The organism is Acidobacteriota bacterium, from assembly GCA_016196065.1.
GTDB lineage: Bacteria > Acidobacteriota > Terriglobia > Terriglobales > Acidobacteriaceae > Acidiflorens.
This window is the reverse complement of the sequence record JACPYL010000010.1, coordinates 471013-484319: the sequence shown is the minus strand read 5'-3', so window position 1 is coordinate 484319 and position 13307 is coordinate 471013. Positions and strand designations below refer to the sequence as shown.

General features: G+C 56.1%; 9 protein-coding genes and 1 tRNA gene. 8 read left to right on the top strand and 2 right to left on the bottom strand.

What is annotated here, in order from left to right; all coding sequences use genetic code 11:
- Positions 1 to 21: 21 nt before the first annotated feature.
- Complete coding sequence (locus tag HY010_05420; protein MBI3475149.1) at positions 22 to 1212, bottom strand: acyltransferase; 1191 nt, start codon at positions 1210 to 1212, stop codon at positions 22 to 24.
- Positions 1213 to 1389: 177 nt separating this feature from the next.
- Here HY010_05420 and HY010_05415 point away from each other — a divergent pair.
- From HY010_05415 to HY010_05380, 8 genes are all read left to right on the top strand, one after another.
- Positions 1390 to 1464, top strand: a tRNA-Asn gene (locus tag HY010_05415).
- A 454-nt stretch (positions 1465 to 1918) separates the two neighbouring features.
- On the top strand, positions 1919 to 4279 hold the full coding sequence (locus tag HY010_05410; GenBank protein MBI3475148.1) for a hypothetical protein: 2361 nt from the start codon (positions 1919 to 1921) through the stop codon (positions 4277 to 4279).
- 42 nt (positions 4280 to 4321) lie between these two features.
- Positions 4322 to 6490 (top strand): beta-galactosidase trimerization domain-containing protein, encoded by a 2169-nt coding sequence (locus HY010_05405; protein ID MBI3475147.1) that lies wholly within the window; start codon positions 4322 to 4324, stop codon positions 6488 to 6490.
- Positions 6491 to 6684: 194 nt separating this feature from the next.
- On the top strand, positions 6685 to 8019 hold the full coding sequence (locus HY010_05400) for a Gfo/Idh/MocA family oxidoreductase (protein ID MBI3475146.1): 1335 nt from the start codon (positions 6685 to 6687) through the stop codon (positions 8017 to 8019).
- Positions 8020 to 8143: 124 nt separating this feature from the next.
- A complete protein-coding gene (locus HY010_05395) occupies positions 8144 to 8647 on the top strand; it encodes a DUF3179 domain-containing protein (protein ID MBI3475145.1) in 504 nt (167 codons plus the stop codon).
- Positions 8648 to 8668: 21 nt separating this feature from the next.
- Positions 8669 to 9361 carry a DUF3179 domain-containing protein gene (locus HY010_05390; GenBank protein MBI3475144.1) on the top strand — a complete coding sequence of 231 codons (693 nt, stop codon included), beginning with the start codon at positions 8669 to 8671 and terminating at the stop codon, positions 9359 to 9361.
- An 82-nt stretch (positions 9362 to 9443) separates the two neighbouring features.
- Complete coding sequence (locus HY010_05385) at positions 9444 to 10355, top strand: DUF1259 domain-containing protein (protein MBI3475143.1); 912 nt, start codon at positions 9444 to 9446, stop codon at positions 10353 to 10355.
- Positions 10356 to 10457: 102 nt separating this feature from the next.
- Positions 10458 to 12716: a carbohydrate binding family 9 domain-containing protein gene (locus HY010_05380; protein ID MBI3475142.1), complete on the top strand. Its 2259-nt coding sequence runs from the start codon at positions 10458 to 10460 to the stop codon at positions 12714 to 12716.
- Positions 12717 to 12851: 135 nt separating this feature from the next.
- On the opposite strand, the gene HY010_05375 is transcribed toward HY010_05380, so the two are convergent.
- Positions 12852 to 13298, bottom strand: a complete 447-nt coding sequence (locus tag HY010_05375; protein MBI3475141.1) for a hypothetical protein — start codon at positions 13296 to 13298, stop codon at positions 12852 to 12854.
- Between the last annotated feature and the right edge of the window lie 9 nt (positions 13299 to 13307).

Below are 13307 nucleotides of genomic sequence, written 5' to 3'. Positions count from 1 at the left end.
GCGCGGGAAGATGGTCTGCGACTAGCGCGAGGCGCTGGCCTCGGCTACAGCGGGCGCAGCCGCCGCAGTTGCAGTCCGCTCTTTCTTCTTCGGACGAAGCACACGCCGCATCGGACGCTCAATTCCCGCATACACGCCAATCGACACCAGTGCGGTCGTGGCTAGCATCAAGAACAGACCCAGCGCGTTCTGGCGGCGCAGTCCGCCGGCGGCGTCATGGAAATACATTCCAAAGGCGCTGATCACCGCAGAGTGCAACAAGTAAAAGCTGTAGCTGGCTTCTCCCAGCAACACGAAGAATTTGTTTTCCAATGCTCCCAGCCCCATGGGACGCAACGCCACTCCATAGATGATGGCCGCAAATGCTGGTGCGATCACCGCCGGGTGCAGCACGAGTGAAACGTTGCGATGCAAGAGCGTACCGGCAACCGCGGTCAGGGCAACTCCAATTGCGATCAAAGGCCACGCCAAAGATCGCTTGCGCTGGCTCTGCACGAAAAGTACTCCGCACGCCATGCCCAACAGGAATTCCGAAACTCTCGAAAGCGGATGGAACTTGATGAAATAAAGCCAGGGAACGATTTCATGGGAATTGCGCGCTCCCGGTCCGTCCGGCTGATACCAGTTGTAGAGTCCGGAGGCAGCGATTCCGAGGACGAAGCATACTGGAATAATCGCCAGCAACTGCTTCCGCGAGAACCGGCCAAAGATGGGCAACAAGAATGGGAACAGAAAATAGAAAAAGGCCTCGTTCGACAGGCTCCAGGTAGGCATATGCCAGGCCATGGAATTGCGCGGGATCCAGGTCTGCAGCATGCTCAACGCCAGCAGAACAGAAAGTTTGAGGTGCTGCGCCGGCCAAACCCATTCCGGGACGACTTTGGCAACGTCCATTTTCAGCGAGACATAGAAGAAGCCGGGCGCCATCAGTAACAGAGAAAAGATCAACGCGGGATAGACGCGCGCGAAGCGGGCCTGCCAGAAGTCTCGACGGCTATCGAGACGCCCCGAGTACGTGTACACCATGATGAAGCCAGAAAGTACGAAGAAGAAATGCACTCCCATGTCGCCGATGGAAGCGAAGACCTGAAACCACTCCGGACCGAAGAATACCCGCATCGCTTGCGCATGGAACAGCGCCACCCAAACTGCGGCGAGAAAACGGATCGACGTCAGGGCGGGCAACTGCGGTCGTGGAGCATCCAGGCTCATAGTGCAAGGTACGCAGGCAGGCCGGCGCGTGTTCCAATCCTAGCCGATCTTTTACCGGGCGGTCTTTTGCCGGGCGCAAGACTCAGGGGGATTTTCGAGATCGATCCCTGGCAATCCCTTACGAAGCGTCCCCATGGAATGATATATTTATATGAAGCTGTATCCGCAAAGCCACGTTCCTCAGTAGCTCAATGGCAGAGCATCCGGCTGTTAACCGGAGGGTTGTAGGTTCGAGTCCTACCTGAGGAGCCATTCTTTTCTGAGATTTCCCTTCTAGAATCTGAAGACCAGAAGCAACGTCCTTCGCTGCCATCCCCGTGGTTGCCCACGTCTCGAACTGCAAGGGCACGCTGAATTGTGATTGGGACGGAAAAGTGGGCCACAAGCCACCGAGAGTATGATTCTTGCGAACTCGCTGCATCGAGTGAGTGAAGAACCGCATTCCTCGACTGCTCCAAATCAGCTAGTCGAAGCATTGTTTTTGCGTTCGAGCTTTTCGATGTCTTCCGATGCACCATACTGACGGCTCCCAAGCCGCATTTTCCTGATTGGTGCTGCCGGGCACCTATTTCGAGTTGTTGACATCTTGTTTCGTTATCTTTCGTTTTTCTGTTATTGTGGTCGTGTCATCGGATGAATTTCGTCAGATGGGCGACCATGGCGGGCGGTTTCGCGCTACGGGAACTCCTTAACGGAGGCGTTAGCGATGAAGAAGTTACGGTTTGGTGCAGTCCTACTACTTCTGTGCGGGATGGCGTTTGCTTCGACTGCGTCGTTCACACGGCCTCGATTGGCCATCTTCCTGAGCAAGGCCAGCTACCACCACGACTGGGAAACGAGTCAACTGGCCGGACACGGCTGGGTCGGCATCGCGACGCTGGCAGGGATTCCGTACGACACACTCTTTGTAGAGGAAATGCCTGGCGACCTGGAACTGTCGAAGTACTCCACCCTTGTGTTTGCTCAGGCCACGCAGGCGGATGACGCGACCTACTCGCAGATCGTCCTTCGCTTGCGCGCTTATCTTGCGGGCAACCACAGCGTGATCCTCGACGGCCCGCTCGCCACCAAAGATGCGAACGACAAAGAACGCGATCACCACGATGTCGATGATCTGCTCGGACTGGAATACAAAGGACTGTTGGGCGGAACCGAGTACCGGATTCGAGTGACTTCGAATGACCACTATGTAACGCGAGGATTCGAGGTGTCACAGTTCCTGACCCCGGTGCTCGCGTCCTCCACGAACGTGCTGCAACCGAAGTCCGGGGGAGAAGTACTACTCGCCTCGACCGACGGCCAGCACAGTTTCCCTTATCTTTCTTGCCTGGAACGCGAGAAAAGCCGCATTGTTCTCGTGAGCGACTTTGGAACGTCCGCAGGCGCAGGAACGTTTTTTCGCAACGACCCGCCGCAAGTCGCCTATGCAAACGAACTCTGGAACGCGCTGATCCGAGCGATGCAATGGGCTACCTATGGCGATGTGGATGTTCCGTTTCCTGCTCCGCAGGTCTCCAACGCCAACCTTACCGCGGTTGTCCGTTTCGATGGAGACAACAGCGGCGACCTTAAGTACCAACTCAAGACGCTCAACTTTCTTACCGGCGTGGCGCAGGATACCGGAGTCGTGCCGCTCTACACCTGGGTTTCCAGCTTCGTGAAGAAAGCCGGCTGGGACAAACTGGCGCCGCTCGGCAAGGGTCTTGAAAACCTCGGAGGCGAGATTGGAACCCATAGTAAGTTCCACGAAATCGATCGCAAGATGACTCCCGAGCGTTGGCGCGAGGAACTCGACGGGTCAGTCGAGGAAATCGAGCAGAACATGCGGGCGCAGGGTTTTCCGATTCGCAAAATCCAGTCCATGATCAATCCGGGCGACACCATCCCGATGGAGGACTACGGTGAAGTCGCTGCGCGCTTCTCGTTCTACATGACCCATGGCCTGGAGCAGAGCGTACCGCTCGGTTTTGGCAACATGACCTGGTTTTCCGGCGCGAACAAGGACTTCGTCCTGCTCGAAAATTCCCCTCACCCCGACTACCAGTGGTTCTATGACCCGACGTGGAGCTATACGACAGCGCAGATTACCGCCAACGAAGAAGGCGTCTTCGACCACATGTTTCGCAATGTTGGGCGTGGTGTGATCTTCAACGAGATGTGGCACGACTACTCGATCTCCTCCTCGCCCGTCAACGAAGGCAAGGACAAGCGGATCACGAATGAGAATAACTTTCCGTTCTATGAGGCAATGAAAACGAAGTTTGGCACGCTTCCGATCTATTGTCCGGAACCGCAGGAACTCGCGCAGAAACTACGCGCGATGGCGCAATGGAACTATTCGTGGAAGGCATCGGACGACGCGATCGAGATGACACTCGACCTCTCGAACCTGCGCCGGAATGATACTGCGGAATTTCTAGGCGGCATGGGTATCCGGGTTGAGAACACGCGAAAATTTATCCACTCGGTCCTGATCGATGGACACGTGCATCCTGCCTTTGATGACCGCTTGCTGATTTTGCCGAATCTCGCGCCGGGGAAGAAACACTCCATCACGATCAAGCTGGACGCTCAACCAAACACTACGCCTCACCTGACCTACATCTCGAAGCTAATGACTGCGGCAACGCGAACGACTGCGGGGCTGACCTTCGACGTTAGAGCGAAATCCAAAGCGCGATTCGCCGTTGCAGTTGCGGAGCCGGCAGTCGTACTGAATGCTGACTGGCAGGAGTGGGACGATAGCAACGGTCACATCAAAGGGTTCGCGCGTTCGGACCGTCATATTGAATTGGCAAAGGTATCGGCCTCCGGATTTCGTCTGACCCGCGCAAACCTGCCAATCCTCGCAGTAAATGAAAAGCCGGGTAGCTTGGCCCTGCGACTCGCAGCCACAAAGCAGGAATCGCCGCAGGTTAGCCTGCAATCTGACCACAAGTTGCGTCGGGCGACACTCGGCGGCCAGGATCTGAAATTTGCAAATATCGGCAGAACCTTTGAGTTGAAACTTCCACCTTTCACAAAAGAATCGGAGCTAATTCTCTATTTTCTGGAAACCAATCATTGAGCAATCTTGCAATGCAGAGCTGTCGGAAACACAGGAGGCAGTATGCGATCCAAACTCATAGTCAGATACGCACTTCTTATCGTTGCGGCATTGATGGTCACGTTCGCGCAAGATAAACCTGGAACATGGACACCGGACACAGACTGGGGACATTGGCGGCTGGGACAGAAAGCGGACCTGGAATTCCTGAAGACGAACAACATGACCATCACGTTTGGAAGCGGCGCGCCCAGCTTCGAAGACGTGAGTCGCGAAGAATTCAATCACGGGATGGAACAGGCCAAGGCAAACAATCGCGCCTTGCACGACAAAGGCTACATCGTTCTTCGATACCTTACGAGTTCACTGCATGGGCGTTCGGCGTCCAACCAGGACACTCCCCAGAAAGAACAGCTCCGAATGCTGCAATTCTGGCGCGAAGGCTGGAAGGACTACGAGGACTACCTCGGGCCCAAACCAGTAGACGACCCGACGACGTGGATCACCGTTCGACCCGACGGCAGTTTTCCTCACTATCGCTATGCCCCCTACGGCCAGGAGACAACGAACGAGTTCGAAACCTGGGGTTGCCCCAACAATCCGCACTTTACCCGGCTGATGGAGGGCCGGATACGAGCGCAGGCGGAAACTGGGATCGACGGCTCCTACATCGACTGGACGCAGATCGCCGGTGGAACGTGCTATTGCGGGTACTGCAAACGGAACTTCGCTGCCTATCTGAAGAAGAACCTTCCAGCGAAAGTGGCACATGCTAAGTATGGTGCAGATGACTACGACAACATCGCGCTGCCGAAGAAGCGCGGAGAACCATTCTGGTCGGAATGGAATACCTTCCGTGGCTATTCGGTAGCGGAATTCCATCATCGCCTGCGCGAAGTTGCCCGGAAGTACAACCCCAATTTCATGATTTCAGGAAATGTGTTTGGCGGGTTCGGCTACGGCCCGATCAGCTATGACGCGGCCGGCAACATGGAGATGCTTGGCCGCGACGGATATGACGACTTCATTTACTCCGAAGTCCAGGAATTCCTCGATGCCGCTCCGCGTAAAGACGACCAGGGCACAAAAATCACGAATAGTCCGGCGTTCAAGTTCCTGGCCGCAGCCACGCATGGCAAACCGGAGATCGTGTATGCGACCGAAATTACGCCGCCGATTTTCCCCCACCCTACCGAGAGTTGCTTGAATGCCATGGCCCAGATCAACATCGCGGAAGCCGTAGCGAATCACGCTATCTTCCGGGAAAAAAGATTGACACCCGCGGGTGCCACTCAGATGTATCGCTTTCTGAAGGCGAACGAGGAGAGCCTGCGCAACGTGAGAATGCATGCGAACGTCGCAGTGGTCGCCTCATTGCGACAGTATCTCGCGGATGAGTTGAGTTTTGCGTTTAGTGCATCGCGCGTGCTGGCGGACAACGGGATCGCGCACGTCATGCTGACCGAAGACGATTTATCGAGTCCGAAGATCAACCAATTCGATATGGTGGTCGTTCCCTACCTTCCGCTGATGAGCGCGGAGAACCAGCGCGCGCTCGTGCGATATGCCAAGACTGGAGGCACCCTGCTCGTTTTAGGTGCCAGCGGCAGCAAAGACCAGTACGGCCTTTCTCAACATCAGATTCCGCTGGCGCAAGCACTGGGCGGCGGACAGTATCCTGACGCCGAGGTCACACGCAAGCTCGGCAAGGGGCAGATGGTATTCGTCCCCGTGAAGATGCCGGCATCCCGGTTCCTCATCTCTATGAAGTCGCATGGGGACTACACGACATTTGGTCCGACGATGGCCGACGTCTTTGCTGACATCCCAGAAGGCTATACGCGGAACCGCATCGATCCCGAGTTGCGCCACCTTCTCGAGCAAGTTGCCGGCAAAGTGCGGGAGAGTCTCGGCACACGTGTGACGCGCCTTACACCCGCAGCTCCGTTCGTCGAAATTACCACGATGATGGAAAAAAACAATCGATGGATGCTGCTCCACGTCGTCAATTACGACGTGACGGTGGACGGATCGATCACGCCTGCGCAGCACTTGAAGGTGCAGGTGGCGATACCTCGCGGAAAGACCGCTCGAAGCGTGACATGGAATGGAACGCTCAACGAGATGAACCCAATGAAATACACAGCCGTGAACACGGCGGGGCGTCAGATGTTGACTCTCGACCTCAGCGAGGTAAGCATTTATGGGCTCGCGAAGATCGAACTCGAGTGAGGCACTCCCGGCAACGAAGAGAGTGCGTTGCCAATGATTTAATCTGAACCGCGCTAGCGATACAAAGGTCAATCATCTGGCCGAAGGGCAATCTCGTCTGACGCGGACGCCTCGGCCCCCATGGGCCGGTGGTTCTGGCATGATTGCGGCGCCATAGAGGCAATTGGAAACTTGGTTGGCCAAGGAGAACAGGCATGAGCGACTCGGAACAAAGCATCGATCGGAGAAAATTCTTGACCAAGTCGGCAGCGCTGGTTGCCGGAGGTGCGGCGTTCGCGAGCACAGCTCTTTCATACGACAGGATTCTGGGTGCCAACGATCGGATTTCCTTGTGCCACATCGGCATCGGGAACCGTGGCGGGGAATTGGGCTTAATCGCTTCTCAACTGAAGACCAGCCAAAATGTGGAAATCACTACGGTGTGTGATCTGTGGCGACTGAACCGCGAGAAGGCGGTCGCGGCGAATACAAAGTATTACGGCCGTGCTCCACGCGCGTATCAGTATTTAGACGACGTGCTGGCTTTGAAAGACGTCGACGCCGTGATTATTTCCACACCCGAGCACTCCCACTCGCCCATCTTGAAAATGGTGGTAGAGGCCGGCAAGGACGCCTACGTGGAAAAGCCGATGGGCAACGTGCTGGCAGAAGCAAAGGCGGCCCGCGATGCGACCATCAAATCGAAAAGGATTGTACAAGTGGGGACGCAGCATCGCAGCGAACCGTATCCGCAAGCAGCCCACGATTTGGTTCGGACCGGCGTGCTCGGAGATGTGAGCAAGGTGGAAATTGTCTGGAATTACCACGGCCCGCGGTGGCGTGGGCGCGAGGAGTCGAAGCTAGTGCGAGAACAGGATACAGATTGGCGAAAATGGCTGCTCACCAAACCCTATCGCCCCTTTGATCCCAAAGTCTATTGCGAATTCCGCCTGTACAAGGAATTCTCCAGCGGCATTCCCGATCAATGGATGAGCCACGCAACCGACCTCGTGCACTGGTTCATGAAGGACAGCTTTCCCCGCTCCGTGGTCGCTAACGGCGGCATTTTTGCGTGGCGCGATGGCCGGGAGAATCCCGATACGTTTCAAGCCTTGCTGGAATATCCCAAGGGCTTTCTGGTGAGCTACTCAACCAGCTTCGGCAACGATTCTCCAAGCTTCACCCGCTTCATGGGGAAAAAATCGACACTAATGAACATTGGAGGCGAAGGCAGTCCGCGATACCAATTGGTCGAAGAGAAAGGAAATCATGAGGACAACCTCGACATCGACGAGGCTAGAGCCGCGAAATACATTCTCCTCCCTGGGGACACCAAGCTCCCGCCCATGGGCATCGATGATCTGTCGCTGGGACACATGACCAATTGGCTCGAGTGCATGCGCACGCGGCAACAACCCGTTTGCACCGTGCAGGACGGCTTCGCGCACTCGGTGGCTGCCATGATGGCTGCGGAGGCTTACTGGTCGGGCAAGAAACAGTATTGGGACCCTGCCACCGAGACCATTCTCGATCGGGCACCTGGGAGCTAGGCAGCGGCTGGGTGAGATCAAAGCGACTATGTAACGAAGCCACGTTCCGCCAAGTTCTGTAAAATCGATGTTCGGCATCAAAACAGCGGAATTAAGGACTTACGTTACTAGAGGCCCGTTACCCATGCTGGCGAAACCACCGCGTCGAAGTTCCCCTTGGCTTTGGATGCTGTTCTCCGTTTCGGCGCTCATAACGATCGCGTTGTTCTTTTTTCCCGCCTTCGTCATTCGTCCTTTTGCCTATCAGGCGCCGCGGGCGCTGTGGTGGGCGATGGCGACTCGTCAGCGGGCTCCGATCGCAACCATCTTCACTGGCCTTCTGTGCCTCGCGCTTGCGCTCACGCTTTGGCGCAGCGTCGGCATCTGGCGCAGGACTCTGCTCGTCGTTGCAATGGTGCTTGTGTCTTTCTCCGCTGTCATGGCGCGGATCAACTACTTCGAATGGATGTTCCACCCCGTCGACGACGTCCGTTTTGAAAGCGCGGCGAAGAGCAAACTCGATGCCGGCGAAATGATCATGACGGTTGCCTTCAGTGGCGACGCGCGCGCTTATCCCATCAGCGAAATGGCCTACCACCACATCGTGAATGACGCCGTCGGCGGCGTCCCGATCGTGGCTACGTATTGAACGCTCTGTCACACCGGTCTGGTGTGGACACGAACGGCGAATGGAAGGGTCCTGCATTTTTACCTTGCCGGGATCAACAACCAGAACTTCCTCATGCGCGACAAGGAGACCGGCACCTGGTGGCAGCAGATCACCGGCAAAGCCATCTATGGTCCGCTCAAGGGCTCTGCGCTTGAACTTGTCGCGAGCGACGAACTGACTTTTGGCCAGTGGAAATCCGAAGTCTCCGATGGCAAAGTGCTGGCGCCGGTCGCGAAATTCACCAAAGAATACGACGCCAACTGGGAACCCGAAGTAGCCAAACTGCCGGTCGTGATCAGCTTTCCGGGAACTGAATTGAAATCGCGGGACGTTGTCGTCGGCATCGAGATCGGCGGCGCCGCCCGCGCGTATCCCTGGGACAGCGTTGTGAAACAGGCTCCAATCGTCGACCACCTGCACGGAACTCCGCTTCTGCTCGTGGTTGGCAAAGATAAGAAATCGTTTCGCGTATTCGTCGGCCGCGTGGATGGCAAGGAAACCGAATTCTTTCTGAAAAGCGAAACCAAAGACTGGACCCTGCTCGATACAGCCACAAACAGCGAATGGAATTTTCAGGGCTGTGCGACGTCAGGACCTTCGCAGGGCAAATGTCTCGATCGAGTGCCCGCTCTCAAAGACTATTGGTTCGACTGGCGAAATTATCACCACGACACGACCATCTACAAACACTAGCGCGAAGTGCACGGCAGGTGACCCAAACCAAGCGCAATAGCAAATGAGAGGAACAGATATGAAACACGCAAAGCTGTCATTCATGCGGACATGCACTTTAGCGGCGATAGTCACGCTTGTCGTCTCCCTCCCCGCAAGCGCTCTGGCCCAGACCACGGGAGACCCGAAGGCGGCCGAGGAATGGAAGGCGGTCGAAGTAGTCTTCGGATTTCCTGGAGCCAACCTGCCGGGAGGCGTCGTCCGTTTCAACATGCCGCGCAAGGACCTTCATGTCACTCTTGGAGATGCTGAAATCAAACCGGGCCTTGCCCTCGGCGCTTGGGCTGCTTTCCACCACGTTGGTGACAACGATGCGATGGTCATGGGCGATCTCGTCCTAACTGAAGTCGAAGCCGCTCCTGTGATCAAGGCTCTGCTAGACGGAGGAATCGAAGTCACCGCGATCCACAACCATTTGATCGGCGAATCGCCAAAGATTATCTATGTCCACATGGGCGGGCACGGTGATCCGGTAAAGATGGCCCGGACAATCAAGGAAGCGGTCGGGCTTACCAAGACGCCTCTTCCCCAAGGCGGCGGCACAAAAGAGACTGCGGCAGATCTTGGATTCGACGTAGTCGCAGTGGAAAAGATCATGGGTCGTCCCGGCAACGTGAGCGGCGGCGTGCTCCACTTCAGCGTGCCACGTGCAGAAAAGCTCACCGAAGAAGGCATGGATACACCACCGTCGATGGGGGCAGGCACCGTCATCAATTTCCAGCCGACCGGAAATGGACGTGCTGCGATCGCTGGAGATTTCGCGATGACGGGCAAAGAGGTTGGAGCCGTTATGAAGGCCTTAAATGACAGCGGTGTTCAAATCGTAGCTCTGCACAGCCACGCGCTGGACGACGTGCCGAGGCTCTTCTATATGCACTTCTGGGCTAATGACGATGCCCTAAAACTCGCGAAAGGATTGCGAACCGCGCTCGACAATACAAACTCAGCGAAATGAACTCAGAAACCAACTCAACAATAACCGAACCAATGACAGTGGCACTCGTGACGGCGACGCGGCATGCCCGAAATCTGCCATAGGCGAGGCACATCGGAACCAGTGTCTGTCAAATCAGTCCCCACCTATCTCAGCCGACAACGAATCGGATGGCAATTGTTCTTTTATGGACTGTTGACCATTGCTACTGCGGCAGGCGCCCGTGCGGATGATGTGCCCACAACAAGTGTCTCTGTCACTTCATCCCCTTCGATCACACTAGACGGTCTATTGGACGAACCGGTTTGGCGGGCCGCGCCGCTGATGAAGCTCGTGCAACAAGCGCCGAAGCCGGGGGGAGTGACATCTTACGAAACGTCGGTGCAAGTCGTCGTGACTACCGACCGGATCTACTTTGGCTTCATTTGTAAAGATCCAGACCCACGCCGTATCGCCGTCCACACAATGCGACGCGACGGTGACATGGCCGGTGACGACACGGTAAGCATCGTGCTGGATACCTACGGCGACCGTCGCACGGGATACTTCTTCCAAATCAACGCGGCCGCAGCGCGTGTCGATGGTTTGATTTCCAGGTCGGAGAGCGCATCATTGGATTGGGACGGCATTTGGGATGCGCGAACCGCGAGGACGCCGGATGGCTGGTCGGCGGAGATTTTCATTCCATCGCGCACTCTGAGCTTCACGCCCGGCCTGAACGATTGGGGACTAAATCTGGAACGATTTGTGCCCCGTGAACGACTCTGGTTGCGCTGGTCATCCCCAACCCTTGATTCATTTCTGTACGATCTCAGCCGCGCCGGAATGTTGACGGGCATCGGAGAACTGCAACAGGGAAAAGGGATCGAAATCACACCGTACGCGACAGGAAAAACCACACAATCCTACGGAGATGGACCCGGACGAGCATGGCAGGGGGCCTTCGGCGGCGAGATCACCTGGAAACTTACTCCGCAACTGGTTACTGTATTCACCGCCAACACCGACTTTGCCGAGACGGAAGTAGACACGCGGCAGATCAAACTCACTCGCTTCCCGCTCTTCTTCCCGGAAAAGCGCTCCTTCTTCCTTGAGGGGGCGAACCAATACACTTTTGGTCTGAATCTCGGAGAGACGTTCATCCCATTCTTTAGCCGAAACGTAGGCCTGCTTGACGGCGCGCAGATTCCCATCGATGCCGGCGTCAAACTAAATGGGCGGGTTGGAAAATGGAATCTTGCTGTTCTCGATGTGCAGACGCGAGAAACCACGGTGCCCGACCAAGTCGTGCAAGATCTTGGACTGCCCTCCGCCGTGGTCCCGGGTACAAATCTGTTCGCTGGTCGGATTTCTTACGACCTCAACGAAAACCTCCGCGTAGGAGCCATCGTGACTCATGGCGACCCGGCTGGGCACCGAAACAACACGCTGGCGGGAATCGACGCAGTTTGGCGAACTTCAAAATTTCTAAGAAACAAGAATCTGCAGTTTGGTGCGTGGACCGCAACCACTCAAGGTGATGTCGGGCGCGGCAGCAGGATGGGCTGGGGTTTCAGCGCCGATTATCCCAACGACCTATTCGATTGCGCCACGAGCGTGAACCAGTACGGAGAAGCGCTGGAACCGTTGCTCGGATTCCTTCCCCGTCCCGGCACGAGGCGGACATCTGCCTCTTGCGCGTACCAACCGCGACCTTCCAAGGATGGTCCATTCCGGTGGATTCGCCAGGAGTTCTTCGAGAATGAATACGTCCGGTACACCGACCCGCGAGGCGTCCTGGAGTCTTGGGAATATTTCATGGCGCCTATCAATGTGCGTTTTGAATCTGGCGACCGTTTTGAATTCAACTGGAACCCACATGGTGAGACTCTGTCAGTACCTTTTGAAATCGCGCACGGGGTGACAATCCGGCCCGGTTCCTACGAGTTCACCCGGTACCGCCTCGAAGCACAGACCAGCGCTCACCGGCCATTACAGTTTGGAATGACGACCTGGTTTGGATCGTTCTATAACGGCCACCTCACACAGTGGGAAAACTACCTGAAGTGGACATCCCCAAAAGGCCGAGTACAGCTCGAAGCCGACACGGAAAATGATTTTGGACGCCTCCCCGAAGGAAACTTCGTCCAGCGTTTGTGGCAACTGCAGGGAGCCTATGCGTGGACTCCCAACCTTGTTCTCAGCAGCTTTGTGCAGTACGACACCGAGTCACAGAACATAGGCACGAATACCCGTCTGCGCTGGACGATCAGGCCTGGCAACGACCTCTTCATTGTTTGGAATCGGGGCTGGCAGCGCTTGATCGTGGATCCGCACGACATCAGTATCATTCCGCTCAGCGACGTGGTTGCCGTAAAGCTCCGCTGGACTTTCAGGAGGTAGGGTTTCGTCCCCACGGCGGGTGCAGCGGAAAGTGTCGGATTGGTCTTCGGGGAACGGCTAGTCGGTGGGCGATATCTGGCGGCAGCTATGGATGGTGAACGAGGGAGTAGGTTACTACTCCCTCGGTTATGTCCGTTATTGGAAGGCGGCCGACAACAGCAAGGCCGATCCGCAATTGGGTGCAGTCTTGAAGGGCGCGATTTTCTTTTGGCGCGCTTGAAGGACGTCCCCGGCGAGAACCGTCGGTACTGTGTCTCCATCGTTGGTATTGAGTTCAACGACTGCGGTGGGGACACCCGCGACCATGGCAACCTGCCCAACTCCCAGAAGAGTTTTCACTCCGTTTTGAAGGAGGCAGAATGCAACCTTGGTCCCGACCGGAATATTGATGTTGTCCAGTTCAGAGTTCAGACGAGTTGAACCGCCTTTTACGCGGAAATTGCCGCGCAATTCTGCCTGGACACCGTTAATGGTTTTATCTTTGCGGGCATTCAGTTGCTGCCCCCACATCGGACTGGCTGACGCCATGATTGCCAGTGTTAGCATCGCTGCAAGACCTGCAAATCGAATTTTCGTGTTCATTGTCATCCT